General features: G+C 38.0%; 19 protein-coding genes. 5 read left to right on the forward strand and 14 right to left on the reverse strand.

The window, feature by feature from the left end; all coding sequences use genetic code 11:
- Positions 1 to 6: 6 nt before the first annotated feature.
- Both ACSSTM_RS07930 and ACSSTM_RS07935 read right to left on the reverse strand, forming a co-directional pair.
- Positions 7 to 1,014 carry a zinc-binding alcohol dehydrogenase family protein gene (locus tag ACSSTM_RS07930; protein WP_034665041.1) on the reverse strand — a complete coding sequence of 336 codons (1,008 nt, stop codon included), beginning with the start codon at positions 1,012 to 1,014 and terminating at the stop codon, positions 7 to 9.
- A 78-nt stretch (positions 1,015 to 1,092) separates the two neighbouring features.
- The gene (locus ACSSTM_RS07935; protein ID WP_034665043.1) at positions 1,093 to 1,596 is read right to left on the reverse strand and encodes a hypothetical protein; all 504 of its coding nucleotides are present in this window, start codon (positions 1,594 to 1,596) and stop codon (positions 1,093 to 1,095) included.
- Positions 1,597 to 1,994: 398 nt separating this feature from the next.
- Here ACSSTM_RS07935 and ACSSTM_RS07940 point away from each other — a divergent pair, with 398 nt between their 5' ends.
- Positions 1,995 to 2,324, forward strand: coding sequence for a YnfA family protein (locus ACSSTM_RS07940; RefSeq protein WP_034665045.1), 330 nt, complete (start codon positions 1,995 to 1,997; stop codon positions 2,322 to 2,324).
- Between the two features lie 60 nt (positions 2,325 to 2,384).
- Here ACSSTM_RS07940 and ACSSTM_RS07945 read toward each other — a convergent pair whose 3' ends face one another.
- The 4 genes from ACSSTM_RS07945 to ACSSTM_RS07960 form a co-directional block, all read right to left on the reverse strand.
- Positions 2,385 to 3,425, reverse strand: a complete 1,041-nt coding sequence (locus ACSSTM_RS07945) for an NAD(P)/FAD-dependent oxidoreductase (RefSeq protein WP_034665046.1) — start codon at positions 3,423 to 3,425, stop codon at positions 2,385 to 2,387.
- Between the two features lie 152 nt (positions 3,426 to 3,577).
- Positions 3,578 to 4,207 (reverse strand): rhamnogalacturonan acetylesterase, encoded by a 630-nt coding sequence (locus ACSSTM_RS07950; RefSeq protein WP_034665049.1) that lies wholly within the window; start codon positions 4,205 to 4,207, stop codon positions 3,578 to 3,580.
- A 151-nt stretch (positions 4,208 to 4,358) separates the two neighbouring features.
- On the reverse strand, positions 4,359 to 4,823 hold the full coding sequence (locus tag ACSSTM_RS07955) for a DUF6884 domain-containing protein (RefSeq protein ID WP_034665051.1): 465 nt from the start codon (positions 4,821 to 4,823) through the stop codon (positions 4,359 to 4,361).
- Complete coding sequence (locus tag ACSSTM_RS07960; RefSeq protein ID WP_034665053.1) at positions 4,820 to 5,368, reverse strand: VanZ family protein; 549 nt, start codon at positions 5,366 to 5,368, stop codon at positions 4,820 to 4,822. Before ACSSTM_RS07960 ends, ACSSTM_RS07955 begins: the two co-directional genes overlap by 4 nt.
- Before the next feature lie 173 nt (positions 5,369 to 5,541).
- Here ACSSTM_RS07960 and ACSSTM_RS07965 point away from each other — a divergent pair, with 173 nt between their 5' ends.
- The 3 genes from ACSSTM_RS07965 to ACSSTM_RS07975 all read left to right on the forward strand — a co-directional run bounded on the left by ACSSTM_RS07965 (position 5,542) and on the right by ACSSTM_RS07975 (position 6,860).
- On the forward strand, positions 5,542 to 6,120 hold the full coding sequence (locus ACSSTM_RS07965) for a TetR family transcriptional regulator (protein ID WP_095286112.1): 579 nt from the start codon (positions 5,542 to 5,544) through the stop codon (positions 6,118 to 6,120).
- Positions 6,121 to 6,200: 80 nt separating this feature from the next.
- Positions 6,201 to 6,545 (forward strand): DMT family transporter, encoded by a 345-nt coding sequence (locus ACSSTM_RS07970; RefSeq protein ID WP_017358819.1) that lies wholly within the window; start codon positions 6,201 to 6,203, stop codon positions 6,543 to 6,545.
- Complete coding sequence (locus tag ACSSTM_RS07975; protein ID WP_034665057.1) at positions 6,546 to 6,860, forward strand: DMT family transporter; 315 nt, start codon at positions 6,546 to 6,548, stop codon at positions 6,858 to 6,860.
- A 53-nt stretch (positions 6,861 to 6,913) separates the two neighbouring features.
- Here the strand turns inward: ACSSTM_RS07975 and ACSSTM_RS07980 are convergent, their stop codons facing one another.
- The 3 genes from ACSSTM_RS07980 to ACSSTM_RS07990 are packed head-to-tail and all read right to left on the reverse strand — an operon-like array spanning position 6,914 to position 14,000.
- Positions 6,914 to 7,240 carry a hypothetical protein gene (locus ACSSTM_RS07980; protein ID WP_437404118.1) on the reverse strand — a complete coding sequence of 109 codons (327 nt, stop codon included), beginning with the start codon at positions 7,238 to 7,240 and terminating at the stop codon, positions 6,914 to 6,916.
- A complete protein-coding gene (locus ACSSTM_RS07985; RefSeq protein WP_034665237.1) occupies positions 7,233 to 7,835 on the reverse strand; it encodes a class D sortase in 603 nt (200 codons plus the stop codon). Before ACSSTM_RS07985 ends, ACSSTM_RS07980 begins: the two co-directional genes overlap by 8 nt.
- A gap of 21 nt (positions 7,836 to 7,856) precedes the next feature.
- Positions 7,857 to 14,000 (reverse strand): SpaA isopeptide-forming pilin-related protein, encoded by a 6,144-nt coding sequence (locus ACSSTM_RS07990; protein WP_437404119.1) that lies wholly within the window; start codon positions 13,998 to 14,000, stop codon positions 7,857 to 7,859.
- Between the two features lie 698 nt (positions 14,001 to 14,698).
- Here ACSSTM_RS07990 and ACSSTM_RS07995 point away from each other — a divergent pair.
- Positions 14,699 to 16,207 carry a helix-turn-helix domain-containing protein gene (locus tag ACSSTM_RS07995; RefSeq protein WP_034665066.1) on the forward strand — a complete coding sequence of 503 codons (1,509 nt, stop codon included), beginning with the start codon at positions 14,699 to 14,701 and terminating at the stop codon, positions 16,205 to 16,207.
- A gap of 54 nt (positions 16,208 to 16,261) precedes the next feature.
- On the opposite strand, the gene ACSSTM_RS08000 is transcribed toward ACSSTM_RS07995, so the two are convergent.
- From ACSSTM_RS08000 to ACSSTM_RS08020, 5 genes are all read right to left on the reverse strand, one after another.
- The gene (locus tag ACSSTM_RS08000; protein WP_003217864.1) at positions 16,262 to 16,543 is read right to left on the reverse strand and encodes a hypothetical protein; all 282 of its coding nucleotides are present in this window, start codon (positions 16,541 to 16,543) and stop codon (positions 16,262 to 16,264) included.
- A 331-nt stretch (positions 16,544 to 16,874) separates the two neighbouring features.
- Positions 16,875 to 18,158 (reverse strand): hypothetical protein, encoded by a 1,284-nt coding sequence (locus tag ACSSTM_RS08005; RefSeq protein ID WP_437404120.1) that lies wholly within the window; start codon positions 18,156 to 18,158, stop codon positions 16,875 to 16,877.
- A gap of 26 nt (positions 18,159 to 18,184) precedes the next feature.
- Positions 18,185 to 18,751 (reverse strand): hypothetical protein, encoded by a 567-nt coding sequence (locus tag ACSSTM_RS08010; protein ID WP_437404121.1) that lies wholly within the window; start codon positions 18,749 to 18,751, stop codon positions 18,185 to 18,187.
- 173 nt (positions 18,752 to 18,924) lie between these two features.
- Entirely contained in the window at positions 18,925 to 19,176 is a 252-nt protein-coding gene (locus tag ACSSTM_RS08015) for a His/Gly/Thr/Pro-type tRNA ligase C-terminal domain-containing protein (RefSeq protein ID WP_420735186.1), read from the reverse strand.
- Positions 19,177 to 19,270: 94 nt separating this feature from the next.
- Positions 19,271 to 22,840 (reverse strand): YobI family P-loop NTPase, encoded by a 3,570-nt coding sequence (locus ACSSTM_RS08020; protein ID WP_309416361.1) that lies wholly within the window; start codon positions 22,838 to 22,840, stop codon positions 19,271 to 19,273.
- Between the last annotated feature and the right edge of the window lie 71 nt (positions 22,841 to 22,911).

Below are 22,911 nucleotides of genomic sequence, written 5' to 3' on the forward strand. Positions count from 1 at the left end.
CCTCTCTTAAAATCCTTCCAGCACAAATTTGCCAATCATTTTTCCTTGCTCAAGCGTTTGATGTGCCTGTTTCAAATGAGCAGCATTGATCGGACTGAGAACCTTTGTTAAGGTATGCGTTAATGTTCCCTGTTCAAATGACTCAGCTGCCTCTGTTAAAAGCTCATGCTGTTTGATCATGTCCGCTGTTTTGTACATAGGGCGTGTGAACATGAACTCCCATACAAATGCAGCACTTTTATTTTTGAGTAATTGAATGTCTAGATTGTGCTGATTCTCGACAATGGTACAGATCGTGCCTTGGGGTTTTATGGCTTCTGCCATGCCTTTGAAATGTCCATCTGTGTCATTTAAGCATAAAATAAAATCCACTTCGCCTATTCCTTTTTCCTGAAGCTGCGCGAGAAGCGGCTCATGATGATCAATGATATGATCGGCACCTAATGACAGACACCACTCTTTTGTTTCAGGTCTTGATGCGGTGGCGATCACAGTGGCATTCGCTAATTTGGCTAGTTGAATGGCGATAGAACCTACACCGCCTGCACCACCGATGATCAGCAGTGTTGCCCCTTCTGCATTTCGCTTCATATGCATCCGGTCAAATAACGCTTCATATGCCGTAATGGTCGTCAGAGGCATCGCGGCTGCTTCTGCAAAGGAGAGATTGGCAGGCTTTTTCGCCACAATCCGTTCATCCACAAGCTGATACTCACTATTTGAGCCTTGACGCGTGATATCTCCCGCATAGTATACGTGGTCACCTGGCTGAAATAATGTACACGCTTCACCGACTTCAACAACCGTGCCGCTTGCATCGTAGCCAAGAATTTTCAGTTCTTCTTCCTTCTGATCCTTCGGTGATCTCACCTTTGTATCAACTGGATTCACTGAGACTGCCTCTACCTTCACCAGTATATCCCTGCCCATTGCTTTAGGCTTTTCTACTTCCTGATCCATCAGGCTTTGCTCATGCTCAATCGGTAAGTACTCCAATAGTCCAACGGCTTTCACTCGCTCGCACTCCCTTTCTCCATGCTTCTTTTCCACATTTTATCATAATTTTCTGATGTTTTTGGATAGTTTGCACATTTAGGATCTCTTCAAAGCCTTTCGCTCCCTCGCTATATAAGAAGGACGTGCCTTTTGCAATGAAGGAACATAGGAGAACCAGCTTTTGGATTTAAAGAATAGCTGGAAGTAATAAAACTGAATGTGCTGCAGGAAAAAAATCATCAATAGAAAAACAGCTAGTGAAAGAGTTTGGAGATCAGCCGCTCCCTGTAGCCATTCATTGATAAAGAAAACAACAAAACCGATCATCATCAGATGTTCCAGCCTCTGCATGAGCTGGACAAAGACGTGCCCTCGTTTGGGGAGATCGCCTGACTGGCACTTCCTGATCTTTCTCGATTTGTAAAACCAAATGATACATTCTACTAAGTTATGAGTCATAAAAAGAGCGATGAGGGCGATCAATAAAGGTGATGGGGTATAAAGGACTTGTGCAGCAAACGGAAACACTAAAAAATAACATGCAATACATGCGTGTCTGACTGATAAGAGAAATAGTTCTTTTTCTATGTATGGTTTCATCTGTTTCACCTCCATATGTACTACGTCTTATTTGCCAAAAAGTTTCCTTTTTCAATAGAAAAAGGATGCCTCCAAAAGGCACCCTTCATGAATCAAACTTAAAATGCAGCGCTTAGTACGACAGGTCCTTGCGGAAGCTGGTTATCCTTTTTTGGTTCAAGGGTGACTGCCACGGTAGCTGAAAAAGGAAGTGTGCTCCTCATGAGAATGTACTTACTTTACGAAAAAAACGGTCATTTGGATCAGTTATATCAAAAAAGTCAAGAATCCATGTGTTTCCATTCTCTGTTCAGTAGATTTTAGCAAACTCTCATCTCCCTCACAATGTAAATGAAGTAGAACTCATTTTTTCAACATGTCATAATAGAAGGTAACGAAACGAATTGGAGTGTCCTTCAATGATCTTGACGATCGTTCTTTTTTTATTAGCAGGAATAGCAGAAATTGGCGGCGGCTACCTTGTGTGGCTTTGGCTGCGTGAAGCCAAACCCGTCAGCTACGGGATTGCTGGGAGCCTCATCCTCGTCGCTTATGGGATCATCCCTACCTTCCAGCAGTTCCCGACCTTTGGACGAGTTTATGCGGCCTATGGCGGTGTGTTTGTGGTTCTTGCTGTGTTTTGGGGCTGGTGGGTCGATCGTAAAACACCTGATTTCTACGACTGGATGGGTGCTTTGATCTGTTTAGCCGGGGTCAGTGTGATGTTATTTGCGCCCCGCAGTTCATAGCCCCACATAAAAAGTGCTGCCACATGCGGGCAGCACTTTTTATGATGTGATTTGAATGATTTAACGAGCTCCAGCCGTTTGCAATTCTTTGTTTTTCTCTTTAAAGCGTTCATTGTGTGAGGACACGTACGCCACTTTTTCGGCTTCTGGTTCAATATAAAGCTTTGCGCTATTGAGCGCATTGACTCCGTCAACAAATGTCCCAGCTATTAAGCGGACCTTGCTTTTATGTGTACATAAATCACCTACCGCATAGACGCCTGGTAAATTGGTTTCCATTTTTTCATTGACCTCGATCAGTCCCCATTCACCTTGCTTGAGTCCCCATTCTGATAATACACTTAAATCGCCTTTCATGCCGTGATTGACGATGACAGCGTCTGTTTCCATTCGCTCGATTTCACCTGTCTCTATGTTTTGGATGGTGACAGCATCAATTTTATCGCCTTGACCATGAAGTTCTGTCAGTTCATGCGGGGTTAAAATTCGTGTGCAAGATGCCTTCATGTTGGCGACGTTTTTCTCATGTCCGCCAAACATGTCACGGCGATGCACGACGGTCACACTTTCAGCAATCGGAACAAGCGCATTTGCCCAGTCAACCGCTGAGTCGCCGCCTCCAGAGATAACAACCCGCTTTCCTGCAAATGTCTTAAGCTCCTGCACTGTGTAATAAAGGTTTGTCACTTCATAGCGGTCTGCATGCTCGATTTCAAGTTTCCGCTGGACAGGAATGCCGTGGCCCATCGCTAATATGAGGGTCTTTGTCAAATGACGATCGCCATTTTCAGCCGTCAGTAAAATATTATGATGTTCATCGCGCTCAAATGTTGTGATTTTTTGATTCAGTGCGATCTCTGGTTCAAATGTTTTCGCCTGCGTTTCCAGCTGCTGAATCAGCTGTTCGCCTCTTGTTGGCGGCAAACCCCCTACATCCCAAATGACTTTTTCAGGATACAGTAGGATTTTTCCGCCAAGGCTTTCGTTATATTCAAGTACCTTGGTCTTTAAGTCCCGCATCCCACTATAAAAGGCGGTGTACATTCCTGCTGGACCGCCGCCAATAATGGTGACGTCAAACAATTCAAGCTGATCTGTCATTTGAGTCCCTCCAGTTTTTCATCGATTGATCTATTTGTCAGTGATATTGATTCTCATTATCATATGTATCTATTGTAGTCTACTCTGGTGAAGGGAATCAATAGCTTTCTGCAAAAAAAGAACAGGACGAGCGCTTACTCGTCCTGTTTCCATCACACAATCGTTAATCCAAGGTCTTTTAATTCAAGCGAAACAAGTCGTGCGATCGCATCTGCTCCTTCTTTTGTAAAGTGCGTGCGATCCTCTATGCCTGTTGACAGCATAAAGTAAGAAGTCGTTTTCTCTATGCCGGAAATTTGATAAAACTGAAGGCTTGCCGTATTCAAATCAACGAGAAGGACCTCTTCTTCATCGGCTAGTTCTTTCATAGCGGCACAGTAATCAGGGAAATCATTGATATATTCACCGTCTTTTTCATGAAAGCGGCCGACTGGCGTTAATAAAAGCGGTGTTGCTCCTTTCGCTCTTGCTCCATGAATATATTGAGACAAATAGCTTTTATACGTCGTGAAAGGATCTGTATGCCGCTCGGGCTTCTCCGTTGAAGCATCATTGTGCCCCATTTGTGTGAACAGCCAATCCCCTGGCTGAATGTCAGCCAATATGTCATCAAGCCGTCCTTCTTCAATGAATGTTTTTGAGCTTCTTCCACCGATTGCACGGTTTTCGACGCTCACGCCTTGCGCTGTATAGCGATGTAAAAACTCTCCCCATCCTCCTTGAACAGGACGGTCTGGGTAAGATGAAACGGTTGAATCACCAGCTAAATAGATGGTTGTCATGTTCATACGCCCCCTTTTTCAAATAGCCACCTCTTCTAAGCGATGCGGACATCCTAGTGGCTGCTGAAAAGATATGAAACAATCAGCATCGCTACTTCATTCATTCTCTTTTTGATGATCAAAACCCTGCCTACCAGTAGATGTGAATGGTTTAAATATGCGGCGGAAGTTCTACTTTTGTCTCAACGGCTTGCTTTAACGCCTGAAGCATGTAGCCAATTCCTTTATATGGAGCCAGCGGATAAATCGCTGTTTGATGAGGAAATAACAAAGGATCGATCACCTTTCGATATTTCTTTCCACCTAGAATCACTAGTTCATCATATGCAGTGAGATGTTTTTCATGAAATTGTTGCCTTAGTGCTTCTCGTGTCATTTGATCAGCATGCGGTGTACCAAAAGCCACATCATAATTTTCATGGATGATCTCATCTGCCTTTAAGAATCCATGCTTCGCTGATAAAATCAGCCAGTCTGAAAAGAACGTTTGGGCATAGCTTTTCGTACGCTGATGCAGCGGACTTAAATAAACAAGATTCGCCGGCTGGCTCCCTGCCTCTGGATGGACGTCCCAAATTTTCTTAGCCCCACATGGAATGATACAAACTCGCTTCACTTGATTTTCTCCTTCCTTCGTCGATACATCCGATACAAAATACAACCTAGCGCTGTGCCAAGTGTATTTAAGAGGATATCATCAATATCGCTGCTTCTTGTAATAATACCAGATTGCGAGAACATCCATTGAAGCACTTCAATCATTGTTGACAAGAAAAAGCCAGCAAGAATCGCCTTTTGCCAGCGCATGGTACGAAATGCTTGATATAGAAAAAAACCAAGTGGCACAAATAACAAAATGTTCCCTGCCAGATTTAAAAAAACAAGATTGGGATAGCCGTGATGGTAGGCGTGAAGATTTTGATAAATGGACTGCAAAGGCATGAGGTTGACACTCACCTGATCCCTTGGTGCGGAAAAACGATTTGGAAAGACCGTCAAATATAATAAAACATTCGTATAAATAAATAGACAGGCAAGAACTAATTCTGTACGTAAATAGATAAATCGTTTTTGCTTTTTCGCCTGTCTGTATCTCATATGTAGATAGAGCGGGACGAGCAGGAGAAAATAAGCAATGGAAACTATAGCACTGGATGTCATACGGAGAGCTGCCCCTTTCTCACATGATGCTTGACCATATTTACAGCTTATTCAGGCCTGCCCGCATCTATTCATCACTTATTCTCATATTCAATGACGAGAATACCATATTGACAAATCGTCATTTTTCCGCTAAACTGACTGACATTCAGTCATTTAAGGTCGGTGAAGATGTGTCGAAACGAGAAAAGATTATGCTTGCTGCCATTGACGCGTTTAAAGAAAAAGGAATTGAAAAGACGACCATTTCGGATATTGTGAAAGCAGCAGGAGTGGCGCAAGGGACGTATTATTTATATTTTCCTTCAAAGCTGTCTGTCATGCCTGCTATCGCAGAATATCTGATCTCACAGATGGTCCCCGCTATTGAAAAAGAATTAACACAGCATGCGGATGTCCTCGATCAAGCAGATGCCCTTGTTGAATTCATCTTCTCTTTTACAAGACAATACCGTGACGTCCTTGCTCTGACCTACTCAGGTTTAGCTGCCACGGAGCATTTAAAGGAATGGGAAGATATTTATGAGCCGATTTACAAATGGGTCGCTGCTTTTTTAGAAAAAGCTAAGCAGGACAAAAGAGTCCGTTCGAATTTGAACTGTCAATATGCAGCTAAATTCATTATCGGTTTACTGGAATCGTCTGCTGAGCAAATGTACTTATTTACAGAAACAGATACAGAAGAGGTTCTGATTCAAAAGCGAGAGGTGAAGCAATTTCTCCTTTACGCACTTGGCATAGAGACACCTTAACTTAGTACAGCACTTGCTGTACGCTCTTTTTTGGTTTCAAAATGACGAATCGTCAGTTTTTAGTTTTAGGAGGAAATACGATGAAAAAAAGCTGGATGTATGTCGCACTCACTTGTTTATTCGAATTACTTTGGGTGTTTGGTTTAAATAAAGCTGATGCTGTGTGGGAGTGGGCGATCATTATCTGCCTGATCCCGGTTGATTTTTATTTTTTAATGAAAGCCTGCGAGAAGCTGCCGACAGGCACCGTGTACGCCGTGTTTGCCGGAGTTGGAACGATTGGTACGTCTTTGATGGATTATGCGCTGTTTGGCGGTTCGTTTTCATTAGAAAAGCTCTTATTTATGGGCATTTTAATTCTCGGCATTATTGGACTGAAAGTGTCTGATGGGGATGCACATGAGCAGAAAGGAGAAGCGGTATAAATGGGCTGGTTTTTTGTGCTGTTAGCCTCTGCCTTTGAAATTGGCGGAACCATTGGTCTCAATATGTTCAGTAAGAAAAAGCAAATCACGACAGGCATTTTATTTGTTGGCGGATTTGCCTTATCCTTTTTGTTTTTATACGCCTCGTTCTCTTCCGTTCAAGTATCCGTTGCCTATACGGTCTGGATTGGACTTGGAACGGCGGGCTCTGTCTTGTTTAATATGATTCTATTTAAAGAGCCGAAAAACATGATTCGTATCCTCAGCTTGCTGCTGATTGTGATTGGCGTCGTTGGGCTGAAGTTGTTTGCGTAATTGAATAACAAAAAAGGAAGGGAGTCAAAGCCCCTTCCTTTTTTGTTTCTCGTTTAATGGGTATCTTGCTGCTCGAGCAAGAAATCCATTGCGTAAATCGATTCGACTTTTTCATCTAATAAAAAGTACACAATCAAAGGCTCTCCAAAAACGGCTGTTTGCTGCGTGAACAAGACACAGGTGAATTTTTCGATACCAATTGGTAGCTTTCTTTTTAATATAGGATGAAGAATAGGCGAAGTCCGAATTGTATCTACATCAACATCCCAACGTTCGTTTTTTAAAGTTGGATAATGCTCTGATAACAATTGGTGTAACATGTCGGTCGTCAACGCTGCTCTTCGATTGTACCCATCATCTATTATGTTGGTGTTATACATCCGACGGTTGCTCACCCTTTGAAGCATTGATTCGTATTCCTTTTAAGACAAATCGTTTCTGACCATCAAGAGTACAAGTGATCAATGTCAGTTCATTTTTTCCGCGATCCTTTAGTACATCAATATCCGTCGGTTCAATCGTAGCTGAGCTGACAATTTTATATTCGTATGTTTCCGCTTGATAATGTAAGACGACTTTTTCTCCTTTCGGCACCTCTGGCAGCTGCCTGAAAAGCCGATCGCCTCTATACCCTCTATGGCCTGCAATCGTGAAATTCCCTTCACCTGGCATTTGATGAGATTTGATTTGAGTCAGTGCAATACCTAAATTTTCTTTTGATGTAACTGGAAGCACTTTTTCGTTTAAATCAATTGACGGGATCTCTAGCTCCATCACATCTCGTAGGTCTTCCTCTGACACAGTTAAATGTGGAATAGAAGAAAGGGCATCACTGTCATTTTCTTCAATCATCTTTAATGCCTGTTCCATTGCCGCTGTCTCTTGAGAAGTTCGCCACTCATATATAAAAGGAATGGAGATGAGCATCAGCCCTGTGAACACCAAAAAGCTGCCTAATAAGGTTCTTTTTTTCATCAATACACTCGTTCCTTCCTTTTACTGAATGGTTCTTCTTCTGACAACAAGAAGAACAGTTCCAGAAGCTACTAGTAAAATCCCTGCATACATCAAATAACGCAGCCATTCTTCTCCAGTCTTTGGCAGCTCACCGTTTGAGTCATGAGGCGGATGTTGATCACCTTTAGGTGAGGCTGGAGGATTCGTGTGGTCCTCTTCATTCTCTACTGGTGCATTTTTCACAATCATTGTCTTGATCTCCACTTCGCCCATTTGAATTGTAAAGATGAGCGGCTTCTTTAAAGCTACATAACCATTTGGAGCTCTCGTCTCTGTGAGTATATACTCACCAGGTTTAAGCCCTTTGACAATGGCTTCTCCGTCTTTTCCTGTTGTCACAGATTTTATGGTTTTCCCGGCTTTTGTACGAATGTCAAAGGCTGCACCTTTTAAGGTTCTATCTGTCTGCTGATCTACTTTTATGATACGCAGACTTCCTAACATCAAGTGATTCTTCGCTGTTAATTGAAGTGGCTTCTGCTGATTTTTCTCAATTGTAAACAGGATCGGCTGATCATCCAATTGATAGCCGTGAGGTGCTTTCGTTTCAACGAATTGATATTCTCCCGGTTTTAGATGGTGGATGTGGAGCTTTCCTTTTTGATCCGTTACAAGTGATGTCTTCAACGTTTTCCCTTCTTTACTTAGAAGAACAAACTCTGCATTTTCGAGCGTATGTCCCTCATCATCCACTTTGGTCAGTTCCACTGCTCCCGGCGTCAGTTTGTTGATCATTTCTACTTTTGCTGGTTTGTCTTGACCTAAACGAATCATAAATGAGACAGGTGTCTGATCCAATTCATAGCCGGCAATGCTTGCTGTTTCGACAAATTGATAGGTTCCTGGTTTCAGTTGATCGACTGTCAGTTGACCGTTTTTGTCTGTCTTTAAGTCTTTCTGAATACGCTGATCATGCTCATCAATCAGGTCAAAGGTCACCCCAGCGAGCAACTGTCCATCCTCCCCTTTTTTCTGAAGCTTCACAGCACTTGTCGTCCGAATATTTTCTTTCGTTACTTTCACCAGTTGATTTGGGTTGAAATCAATCTTAAAGTCTACTGGTTCTGCATCTAGTTTATGTCCAAAAGGAGCCTTCGTTTCAACCAATTGGTAAGCGCCTGGTTTCAAATCGTTTACAGTGATGATGCCTTTCTCGTTGGTTGTTAAACCTGACATCAATTCTTTACCATCGTCATTGAAAAGTGTAAATTCTGCGCCTTTCAATCTTTCTTTTTCTTCCCCTATTTTTGTTAGTTCTACAGAACCTTTCTTGAGCTGATTGATTGCCTCCACTTGAATCAACTCTTTTTGACCTAATTCAACTTGAAAGACAAGTGGTTTCGCACTCAATTCATAGCCTTCAAGACTCTTTCTTTCAACAAATTGATAGGTTCCAGGTTTTAGACCTGTGAAGGTGATCTTTCCATCCTGATTGGTTGTAATCCCTTCTCCTCCTGCCACTATCTTTCCTTTGGCATCAGATAGATCAAAGACAACCCCTTCTAATGATTTCCCATCTTCGCCTTTTTTGTGTAACAGCACTCCGCCTGTTGTGCGGCTATTTTCTTTTGTGACACTGACCAGCTTCTGTGGGTTAAATGGAATAGCAAAAGTGACAGGTGTTTCGTCAAGCTCATGACCGAATGGAGCCTTCGTTTCAACAAACTGATAGGTTCCAGGTTTAAGATCGCTGATTGTGATCTGCCCGTTCTGATCTGAGACGAGACCCGTTTCAATCTCTTTTCCATTTGCATCTAAAAGCTTGAATTCTGCTCCTTTAAGCACATCATTCTTTTCACCGAGCTTCGTGAGCTGGACAGCTCCAGTTTTAAGATCATTGATTACTTTGATCTCTGCCTGAGTTTTTTGTGCGACTTCGATGGTAAAAGGATAAGGTTTATTTTTCTTTTGGTAACCATCAATACTCTCTGTCTCCACGAGCTGATATTTGCCCGGTTTGAGGTTGTCGACCAAAAGCTTCCCATCTTCATCTGTTGTCAAATCTTTACGCACAACTTCATCATTTTGATCCATGATTTCAAATCGAACACCTTGAAGCTTCTTGCCATCTTCCCCTTCTTTCATCACTTCTAATGCACTTGTTTCATAGAGGTTCTTTTTCGAAATGATGACTGGTTCCTTTGGATCGAGTGGTACTTCAAATTTGATTGGCGTTTCATCTAATACATAACCATCAGGTGCTTTTGTTTCAATGAGCTGATACGTACCCGGTCTTAGTTCATTTATCGTGACCTTGCCATTTTCTCCTGTGACAAGCGAACCATTTAGCTCATGCCCATCTTGATCTAAGAGCTTGAATTGTGCACCTTCTAGTCTCTCTCCGCCTTCGCCTATTTTGCTCAATTCTGCAGAGCCTTTTATCATGTCATTTACTGCGGTTACAGTCGTTGTTTCTGTTTGATTCTCTTTAATTGTGAACGGCCATTTTTGCTGATTTAATTGATAGCCTTTCGGTGCGTTTGTCTCAACGAAATAATAGGAACCTGGCTCAAGATGTTTGAAAAGAATTTCTCCTTTTTCATCCGTTTTCAAATGGGTTTGGACGGTATCTCCAGATTCATTTCTTAGTTCAAATTCTGCATTTTCTAATGCTGCACCCGTCTCTTTGTCTTTTTTTGTTAACTTGACATGCTGGCGGATTTCTTGGTTCTGCACCGTCATGCTATTTCCTGTTTTCGCTTGATCTCCTGATTCGTAAGGCTGATCAATCGTTACATGGATCGGTTCTTTGGTCTTCATATAACCATCAGGTGCTTTCACCTCTGTCACTATATAGTCACCATACAAGAGACGATCAAATCGAAGAGCTCCTTCTTCATCTGTTGCCTTTGTTCCAATGACGATACCGCTCGCAGCATCTGTCAGAGAAAAGCTTGCTCCTTTTAGCACTTTTCCACTACTCGCATCTACCTTTTTAATGGTTAAAGCGCCAATCGCTCCCGTGCCATCTCCCATGCCAGCGGTGCGTTTTACCACAATTGAGGCTTCGGATTCCTTTTTTATTTCTTTTACATTTTCACCTCTAAACGTTACTTCGTTATGAAGTGTACTTCCCACCTTATCTAAAATGAGAGATTGATATTCTAAAATATATGGTCTGGTGATTTCTTCTTTAAATTTGATTTGAAAAGAGTCTGGATCGAATTCAAGGTCTAGCTCATAATCCTTCCCTTTTTCCAGCTCTTCCTTTTTGGTCACTTGCCCCTTTTCATCTATTGTCGTCGAATAGAGATGAAATGAGTTTTCTATTATGGCTTGGTTACTGCTCGGATGGTCTATAATCGTCGCATCTTGGACTGTTGATTGACCAAAGTTGATATTCAGTTTCCAATCAATAACTTTCCCTTGCTGATTTCCTGATTTGCTCGTGTATTTCCCTCCATTTGGAATGGACACTACAGCGTTCACATCTGATTCTTTCGTCTTTCCATCATAAAGGGCCGCTTTATTTTCGTAGGTTTTCTGTACTAAATCCATTCCTTCAACACTTGTTTGATACGTGATTTTGTATGGGGAATCAATGGCATTTTTGAAAATGACTTCGAAGCCTGATTCTCCCTTTTCATTTTCAAGGAATTTGATGTCATAATGTTCTTTCGCTAATACCTCTTTTTCTTCTGCTCCATTTTCCCCGCCATGTAAATCAAGCGAGTAGATGGTGATTGAATCTTTAAGCAAACGCTGATTTCCTTGAATGAAATCCTCGATTTTCGCCTCTTCTAAATGTTTCAAGTTATAGTTCACACCGATATTCCAGGTGATCTCTTTTTTCTTTGCATCATATGTTCCGTTCTTGAACCCATTTGACTGCGTGTATGTGTCAGGCGTGAAGACAGACTGATTTTCCTTCGTCAAATCCTTGCCATCTTCATTTACCCATTCAAGCTTTACATGATTACGCAGATTCTTTTGATCTTTATCTGCTCTTTTTTCATAATCAAAAGACGTTGTATATGTGACTGTATGTTCTGTCTTTATTTCTTTCGTAAATTGAATATCAAATCCATTTGCATGTTCAACTATTTGATAATCTGTGCCTTCTTCAAGCAATGTATTTCCTGTCGTCACTTTTAAACTATCTTTTTGCAGCGTCAATCCTTCGTTTGTAAACGTATCTTTTAATATCAGGTTGTTCATGGTTTGTTGATCTTTGTTGAAGGTGATACGCCATGGAATGGTCTTGTTCTTGTAATTCGGTGTTCCATGATTTTTCGTTAGGATTTGCTGGTCAATTCTTTGCTTCCCTTGTTTGCTCTCTTTGCCAGCTGTTACAGTATTGATAATCTCTTCAGCTTCAAAAATCCGCTCGGTTGCTTTTGTTTGATATGTGATGAGATAAGCCGATTGAATATCTTGATTGAATTGCAAGGTAAACCCGTTTTGTTCATCCTTTTTTTGAGGTTGAACCACATAATTTCCAAACGCTTTTGTTCCTGATTCTTTGCCATTCTGATCAATTGTGACTTCCTTGACTTGAAATGAATCGGATATCAGCGCCTGTGTGCCATTAAAGAAGTCTTCTAACAAAGCATCCTTTTTAGCCATCTTTTTTTCGTTATAGTTATAACGAATTTCCCACGTAATTGTTTGTGTGACTGGGTCGTAGTGGGCGGCTTTTTTATTTAAAGGACTGCCTCTAGTCACATTCACTGTTCCTTCTGCTGAACTAATCACTTTATCAGCAGAGACAAGGGACGCTTTATTACGAAACGCAGACTGATCTTGATTCGTAATGTCCGTTTCATACATTAAACGGTAAGCTAGATGCACGTCATCTTTAAATTCAATCGTGAAATCTTGACCATCTGCTGTTTGGCCGATGGTGTAGTGGTTTTCGTCAAGCTGCTGACCAATCGATGTTTCACCATTTAGCTTTGTATCAACACGATAAAGCTTGATTGAATCTTTCTTTAACGCTTGACCTTCTTGAATCGGATCTAAAAGTCTCGCTTGTTTCACATCGTCTAAGTCCATATTAAAATCGACTATCCATTGAATGGTTTCAGCATTGTAAAATCGATTTGGTTCTCCCTTTTTAGAGACGTTTGGACCATTTGGAATGTATTGAATCGGGATCGATATCGTATCTTTGCCTTCAATTGGAGTAATGACCACTTCTTTTTCTTCAGTAATGACAGTTTTTTTATCTAATTGCGTCCACACTTGAAGTGTTCCATGGATATTTGAATATTGTTTGATAAAGTCAGTGAATTCGATGGAGGCATTTCCACTTTCATCTACAGAAAAATAACCAATGGTTGCTTGATTAAATTTCATCTCGAGACGATCGATTTTTTCGTAAATCACTAATTCCTCTGGAACCTTGAAATGGAATTCATCCCCGCCATTATAGCTATGCCCATTCGGGATGGCCCACTTATAGTTAATGGAAATCAGCGAGTTGATATCAGGCCTATCAACTGAATTTCCTTCCTGATCTTCAAATATCAATTTCGCATCAGTGAGGAGATTTTCTTGTATCAGCATTTGTTTTGAAATACTTTGCAGCCCTACACGCTTAGATACGTTCACTTTGTTTTTTAGTAATTCATCCTCATCGCTTTGTTTCGTTTGAGCGGCTTCTTGATTCTTAGCTGCTTTGTCTTCCTCAGATGAGGTTGAGTCATCTTTTGATAGGCTTTCTTCATGCTCGTTTTGCTTTGTTTTCTCTTTTTGCTCAGCTATACTGGTGACATCGATGTCTATTGCTCCTTCTAAATTTGGATCAATCTCAACATCTTCTTTAAATATCACCGTCACTTCATTTTGTTTCGAAACGGTATACTCTCCAACAGATACTTCATTGACAATAATTGGTGCATTCTGTTCCTTCTCTATCTGAATGGCTGAAGGAAGAGAGAGAACATACGGATATTGCTTTTTTAGATCAATTCCTTTTATAGACCAATGGACAGTTGCCTTTCTTACTAGCTGATCTTCCATGTTTGATAACTTGTTTCCTTCGCTATCTGCAAACTCAATATCCCCATAAATGTTTTCTCGGCTTTCTTTGGCTTGTGCCCCTGCCAGAGGCAAGATTCCTAATATACTAGACTGTATGACTAACACCGCGATGAGAGCCAATGACAATATTCTTTTCAATACATCCACCCTTTTCTAAAATTAATTTTCAACAACGATAAAAAAATCATTTGTATACTGTCTGATCAATCACTCCGCTTCTGATCAAATATTTTCTAAAAATTGCACCTTAAGACCCTATGAATAAAATGAGTTGATCAATTATGAGTAGGGGTTTACTAACGGGATAGGGGTCTATAGAAATGGGGAATAGTGAGAGGGATCATGAAAGAATAAATGTGAATTTTTATTGATACTGGTATGAACAACAAATGATGTGTACATGCATATATAAGCATGTATTCACATAGGGTTCGTTCATATGAAACAAGCTTGTATCATATGGTATGTATGGTGAGTCAGTTCAGCATCATATAGATCGCATTCCTTTCTACTCCCTTTCATATGGTAATCAAAATTCTGCTTCATTTTATTCTTTCATTTACCGTTTCAACAGCAAAAAAATAAACAAAATATCTAAAATGATCCATTTTTATAGGATTCATGGCATACTTATCACCTTTTAAAAGAAAAATATGGAGAATCAGCGAATAACATTTGTTTTCGTCTAATTTTTTTCTTCTTTATCATCAAAAGTGAAGACAAAACGATTTAGCCTAAACATTACAATCATTTCATGCCTATTTTGAGAATCTCATGTTCTTTATCGGAACTTCATAATATATAGAGGCAAGCCAAGGGAAGGAGTTAGTTGTTTGATGGAGCTCATTGATAATAAATCAAAGAGATGGATAAAAATTTTAAAACTGCTTGTATCCAAAAATAAGTGGTGGAGCCTTCAAGAAATATCGAATGAACATATCGGTTCGGTTCGTGCCATTCAAAGCGATTTAGAACAAATGAAATCGTTCAAAACAGAGAATGGAGAGCCGTTAATCCACATAAAGCCAAGACAAGGCATATCCATTTGTTATACACAGACGATACGAGTGGATTATTATATCAAGGAAATATTAAAAGATACGATTGAAATTCGATTGATTGACGGCATTTTTTTCGAACAAAACAGGTCTTTCTATGAATGGATGGACACGCTTAATATTAGTAGATCCACATTGTATAACACCATTCATAAAATCAATTCGATCCTTACATCCTATGACATCGAGTTACGCCCGGATAGTATGCAGTTCCATGGGAATGAGAAGGAGATTCGTCAATTCTTTGTTGAGTTTTTGTTTGAAGTGTATGGAAGCCGGCTTTGGCCATTCGATGATATTCAAAAGCAAGACGCAGTTGATTTATTACAAGAGCTATTTCAGGTTCTCGAAGTCAATGTACCAGATGTGGCTATAGATAAATACTGCCTGTGGCTCGGTGTTTCCATTCACCGAGTGAGGAAAAATTTTACCATACGACGCAATTATACGTACTCGATGAATGAAGAAAAACAGACCTCTACAGCCAAAGGTATCTATAATCAAATCAAAAACTGGGAAGAGCACATTTGCCAAATGACAAAGGACATTTTTGGTATTACGCTGGATCATCACGAATTTGTCTTTTTACTATTGATCGAACCAGCTATTGGCCACTTTAAATCAATTGAATCTGTCGAAGAAAAGTTGACGTTCTTTCAATCGCATACACCACGCCTCTTTGAAGCCATTCATTCATTTATCAATCAATTGGAGTTGATTTATCATCAAGAGGTGGCTAATCGCAAGGTGATGACACTGATTCTTCTCCAATATTATGTGTATTCTAAGGAAATTACCGTGAGAGATGGATTCCTTTTCAAAAAGAAATCGAGTTATTTATCAGAGGTGAAAGAGCAGCTTCCTTACTTCTATTCGAGGATTACTCATATCATCCAAGAGTTAAAAACAGACGATATACTCGCTTCTTTTGTGAAAAATGAACGGGAATTGATCCGTATCATTACGTCTACCTGGAGAGGGCTTGTTCAATTGGAAATGGAGCGGAGAAACGTGTTGAACATATTTGTTATTTCAACATTAGGCTATTATCATAGTTTGTTTATAACAGATTTAATTAAATTAAGCGTGCCTCCTCTCATTCACACTTTTACAAGTCCAGAAAATACATTAAATGATGTAACGATGGATCAACTTGGGATTGATATGATTGTGACTGATACTGAGCTTCCGGTTCAATTCGGGCGGTCTACGCTGCTGATCAGCTCTTTTCCAACAAAGAAAGAATTGGACAACTTGCACCTAAGATTGGTTGATATGATCGACTAATGTTCATCAAAAAAAGCTGCTTGAGAGCTTCTCAAGCAGCTTTTTGCTTCTGTATTAATGAAGCACGATTTGTTCATTCATCAAATCAATGGCGTAAAGTGATTGCTCATATTCATCTAATAGAAGGTATACTTTGAGCGGTGCAGCGGTTTGATCTGTCTGCTGCGTGAATAGGACACAAGTGAATTTTTCGATCCCCTCTGGCAGCTTGCTTTTCAGAAAAGGATGAAGAATAGGAGAGATTCGAAGGGTATCAACATCTTTCAGCCAAAGCTCATCTTGTAACGCAGGATAATGGTCAACCAAAAACTGACGAAACACTTCCAATGTACTCAAGGCAGATATCCTCACTTTCTTCTATCATGGCTTCAAGCTTACCTAAAAACAAACGTGTTCAAGTCATCCTATGATGTCAGTCCACCAAATGTCGTATACTACTAGAGACACGATTTCATTTTTCTTCAAAAAGCATTGTAGATAAACTTTACTGTCAGGAGTGTTTACTATGTATGACGTCTACTATATTCCAACCGATGGACCTATGATCATATTCTTATCTGTTTCTTTCGTGATGAAACGACAACTTCCTGCTACAAAATTCCAAATTTCTTCAAAAAATTGGTGCAATGAGACAAAAAAGAACAGCTCCTCACTGTTCCTTAAGAAATTATGAGAGGTCTTTCAAAGAAAACACTTCGCCGCTCTCTGCATCAACACCATCATGGCAATCGAGCTTTCCGCATAGAACATATTGTTTTTGCACTTCGTCATAGACGTAGATAGGTGTAAGTTCAAGACGTTCTCTCAATTTTTCAAAGGCTTCTTTCTGAGATACAGAAATTTCACTTGCTGCTTGAGAAGGATTGAGTATCCCGCACACTTGAAACATTTCTTTTTTATCTATGTAATTAACGGCTTCAAACAAGCTGGCGTCAATGAAGACCTTGATCTTGTCCATAAACCCACTGCCTTCTTGCCCGTTCGTTTTTAATATCGCATGGATGTATCCATGATCACGTTGGAGTGTTTTCAGAACCCACTTCCCTGTATCCTTTGGATATTTTTGCGCCAAGAATCTTCGGATTGCTTTGATACACTCAGCTTGCTCTTCTTTTGATATCGGGATGGTATCCGGTGAAGGCTCCAATGAGAAAGCTTGTTCAGCTGAAATGTCCTCATGGATATTCATTTCCTTTTTTTCAAAGGCATTGTTTAACGGTTCATTCCACTCAATGATCTCATTCATGTGTATACAATGCGTTTCTCCACGCCCAAGTTCAAACGGAAGCGTTCCTGTTCCATCGTTCTTGACATAGATTTCTTCTAATGCATAAATTGCTCGAATTCGATTGTGCTCGAAGGAAGGCCATTGAAACTGCTGCACTTGCTGCTCGGCTAAGTTCTCCAGCTTATCAATAGAAAGCACATATTCCTCAGTTCTCAGTAATGTTTTGGCTAAAAATGGGCCGTGGTGTGTAAAGTACATGAGCTGTCCATGTTCATCCCATTTCACCTCCATTCTGCCTGAAGGCGTCACTTTCACGCCATCTATTGCTTCTTCGAAAAAAAGTCCCCCTTTTTCCTTCTGATGCATGTGAAAATGCTCACCATAGATCAACCCTGTTTCTTGTTCGATCCATTGAATGACATGAGCTGGATATGGTCTCTTAAATGTGACACCATGCTGCGCATAGGTTTTGTCCATGACAAAAATAACTGTTTCCACCTGTCCTTTATTCAAATTCACTTCAATAATGGCTGTGCCGTCTGGGTTGACATCGTCGTCCTCAGGTTCAGCTTCATGAGAGGGGAACCATTCCATATTCAATGTATAAATCGTTTCATTAAACATATTGACGTAACGATGAAAGCTGTGTCTTTTTAGATGATAAAGATCTAAGCCAAATTTCGCCTTTGTCTGATCAATCAATTGTTGTATGTTTGCATTCAATGGATTCACCTCAAAATGGTTAAGTTTTATGGAAGAACAAAAATAACGATAAAGATGAAGATGATGATTACTGACAAGAATCCTAAAGCAATTCCCATTATGTTTGACTCTTTTGTATAGCCTGTTAATTCTCCATCAGTCGATCGGTCGATTTTTCTAAAGCGAAAAAGCATGCTTATATTGATAAGAGCTAGAGCCATAATCAATAAGAAAAGTAGAAATAAAGGTTGGATATCAAAGAATGGGTTCGATACATCTTGGAAGCTAAAAGACTGAAAGAACATAAGCCCACTCAATATCAGTTTCCAAACATTATCCACCTTCTGTTCTTTCTCCCACTCTTTCCCCAATTTTTCTTTTTCATAAATAGCTATCTGCTCGAAAATTGGAATGAAAGACTTTGTTGATCCTTTTTTAATAAAACCATAAATGCTTTGAAGGAGCATTAAAATTCCTAAACAAAGAAAGAAATGTGTAAATCGAATTTCAACAATTTGAATCAACATTAAAAAAGCGACGATTATGATAACGGCTATTAAATTAGAGACAGCTATTTGTTTCGTCCTCATCTTTTTCAGTGCAGCTTGTTCCATGTAATACTCCTCTCCGTTTTAAATGTTTCTGTTGAACGCTCTATCTTTATTACGATTTTACCGAAAAAATGTTTCAATATTTTCCCTTTCTACTGTCAATTCGGCTTTTTTCGCAAATGAAAAGACGCCCATCATTCAATGAACGTCTTATCTTTCTTCATGAAATCAGCACATCATATTTGAGCAGCTGTTCTGTCTTTTATTTGGTGGGCTGCCAAATGTTTAAAGTCATCAATAAACAGCTGCTTTGAAATCTTTTCTCCATGCTGTCTGATGTTCAGTGTTTTTTCTTTCATTTCTGTATCGCCAATGACAGCGATATAAGGGATTTTTTGCATTTGTGCTTCTCTCATTTTATAGCCGAGTTTTTCATCCCGTTCATCGATTGTCACTCTTATTCCGACCTTTCTTAATTGCTCCTGCACCTCTATGCAGTAATCAAAGTGAACGCTTGAGACAGGTATGATTTGTACTTGTTATAACGAGAAATATCATATTAAATTTTCGGAAGAATTAGCCTTATGTCTTTCTTATAACTTTGTAGTATCCAGCTTTATTTATATTATCTTGATAATCAGAAATCCAGTTTCTTTGTTTAAATGCATCTAATAGTTTTGAATTAACTTCATTTTTTTCAAACTGAGGTCTACTCCTTTCTTCAAATAGCTTAATAAATTTTTTGAAGCCCAATAAATCAAGATATCCTTTACATGTTTCCTTATCCAAGTTCGGAAATGATGAAATGAATATATCAATTTTTATGTTATCTTCTAGTTCTTTAGAAGTTATTAATTTCTCCAATAATTTTTTTGAAACATTCTTGGTATCAGCTATAGCTACACTTAATTCTTCAAGCTTCACTGCCAATTCTTCTATTAGTTGTTTAATTTCATCATCCCATTCTTCATAAGTTGAAAATAGATAGTAATAATCGTTAGAGTCGAAGTTGTTACTCAAAATATATTTTATAACTTGAGTAGAATAGCCTTTTTCAACAATTGATATCGAATCACTTGTAAATTCAAGCAACCTAAGTTTAATATTATCCTCAACATTCCATGAGAGAACTTCTAGTAACTCGTCAATTTTAAAATCATCATATGCAATTAAATTAACGTATTCTTTAAGATTCTTTTCAATAAAGTCTAACACTTGATTTGGATAATGTTTTCGCAAGAACAGTAGATTTTCAACATGCATCTCTAAAATATCCTCTTGGATCAGGATACATAACTTTTCTTCAGGTATACCAACAATATTTAAATTATTCAATTTATAATCAAGTGTAGTTAGAATTTCTCTATATTTGTAATTGAAAAGCTCATTAGAAACTAATGAAGCATTAAAAAACTTTTCTACCTTCTCCTCATCATAATTGTTTTTTATTCTGCGAAAATCCAACTTGGACATATCTTTATTAATCAAAGATATTAAATTATCATCTAGCGATTCTCTATATCCAAAATATTCAATAATGTTTTCTTCCGTATACTTAACTAAATTATTCTTTAATAGTAAAATCCACAAATCTTTATCACCAACGTCAACAATTGACGTAATTGAAGTTTGTAATAACTTCAAATAGGACTCTTTCTGATCAAGTTTTATGGTTTCATTATTTAAGATACGTAAAGCTACTGATTCTTCATCATTGATTTTACCGTTACTGTTTGACAATATAACATCAACATATTTATCTATGTTTCCATTTACGTAATTTGCCAAATGTGAATCAGGTTGACTTAACACCAAAGTGTAATTTTTATGATGTATTTCTTCATCTTCATTCACCGGATAAAATTTCTTGAGCATTAATTTCAAATTATCAAAATTTATTTCATATAAACAATTCGAATAAACAGCTTCTAAAAGTTCAAGTTTTGCATTATCAATTCGAACAAAAGATATTTTCAGTAACCTTAATCCATGGATTAGCTTTTGTATGTCGGGAGATTCTATATCTAAATAATCAGCACATTTAGAAATGTAATCAGAAAGTGCCTTCTCTTCGTCTATAATCCGAATATTATTTTCATCAGAATAATAAAAAGTATATATTGAATAAAGGCGAATCTGCTTGTCAGTTAAATTACTTTCTTTTATTGCATTAGATAACATTTCTGGCCATTCTGTATTAAGATATTTCACAAAATTTGAAACTTCCCTTTTAGTATCAAAAAATTGTCCAACAAATTTAAAATCCTTAGTATTTTTTAGATGGTTTAAAAATATTTGAAGAGAGTTTGAAATATTATTTGACTTCAACAGATGTTGAAACAAATCAAAATTAAGGATCTCTTCTTGAGCGAAATCTACTAATCGCAATCTATCAATTATACGCGACGGGTTATCTAGTTTAAAAGTATATTCTTTGGCTCTTCTGTCAGTAATACTTCGTAAAAAAGTTTTATCTACTCTACTAAGACTGGTCTCATAAAAATAAGTCATGTAGTCAGCATAGGTTTCATCTATAAATCCATTACGTATAAGATACTTCAGCAATGCAAAATATTCACTACCTTTAATATCATCAAAAGTAGATTCAACTCCTATCTCATTTGTTGATATCACTTTAAAAATATCATCTATATTCTCTCTTGAAATAATCTCATTAAGTTGTTTGGATTTCAATGAAGTTATTTCTTGTTCGATACGTGATAATTCCTCTTCTAAAATAGGAAGTCGATTATTTAAAATGTTCTTTATAGCCTGCTCACGGTCAGAAAATTCCTCTTTATACTTAGCATCTTCTCGCTGCCAATTAGATAGCCGGTTATTTTTTACTGAATATAAATCTTTTAATTCTTCAATGGAAGTTAAATGCTCTTTTTTAACAAGTTCAATTTCTTTTTTCTTATCATCCATTAACACTTCAAGCGTTTCAATCTCATTTTCAATAAATTCATCTTTTTTTGCAAAAAGTGTATATACCATACCTTGGTTAAGTTGCAATTCGCTAAAATCTCTTGGAAATAAATTCTTATAGGTTATAATAGCAAGCATTTTATTACTATTTAATTCTGTTGTATTGAGTCTGTTATAATAAATTACGAACTCATTGTATATGTTTTTAAGGATTCTCATATCGTCAATATATAATGAAAGACCTTGTAAAAAGTTATTATCAAATAGCTTATAAATACCACCTGATTTAAAATGCGTAATAAATTGATCATATGAATTTGAGCTATCTACCACAGGAACAACTGGTATTATATAATCAAAAAACTTTGTTCGATCCTTTGATACAAAAATATCATCTCTTAAAAGATAAAAAAATCGAATTGGTTTTTCTCTATTAATATTCGCCAAAGTATTAATCTCACGTAGGCGTTCAAAGATTCTAGTTGCTTCATAACGATCCATATCTTCAAATACAATGACATCGGCATTAATATTTTCAAACAAATATAAAACTTCATTTAAATATTTATCGAAATAGGAATCTTCGTTTTCTTCAAAAATCTCAATTTCGTTGCCTTGCAAGCTGAGCTTTCTAAATATATTTTTTGTTTTTTGAACTTTTATCAATGAATAAAGAAATACAGAAAATGTTATAGCAACCAGTATTCCACTGATGATAAGACTATATTTATTTGTAGATATGCTTAAAATATCTTTAAGCCTAGAAGATGATAACGAAACCACATACCTATTCCACAATACGAACATTGTAATATGTAAAATAGATAATAAAAAAAGCATTGTCAATAAAGTAGTTAATACTAATTTTCCGCTTTTTATATTTTTCTTAACTTTAAAATTTGTTTGAATAATATTATCTGATGGGATTTGGTGTATTAGCTGATTTATTATTTTCCCTTCTAATACAGATTCCTTAATTTTATTTTCGTCTTCTGTATCAGATTGCTTAAAATGTGCCAATGAAATTCGCTTGAATTCCAAACTATTATGCTTTTTTTTATATGAATCTATTAAGCTGCTTTTACCAGCTCCATATGCTCCAGAGATAGCAATGTTCTTAACATCAGGAGTTTTAAATATAAAATCAATGGCACTCTCATAATGTTTTAAATCTACATCACTATCAGGTGTTAATTTTTGAAAATTATAGTTTTGCTCTTCCACTCTATCCCTCTATTCTTTATTTAAATATAATACTGATTAACACTTTATATAATCCACAAAATTAAAAAAAG

Source organism: Bacillus sp. RK1064 (assembly GCF_051488405.1).
GTDB lineage: Bacteria > Bacillota > Bacilli > Bacillales > Bacillaceae > Bacillus.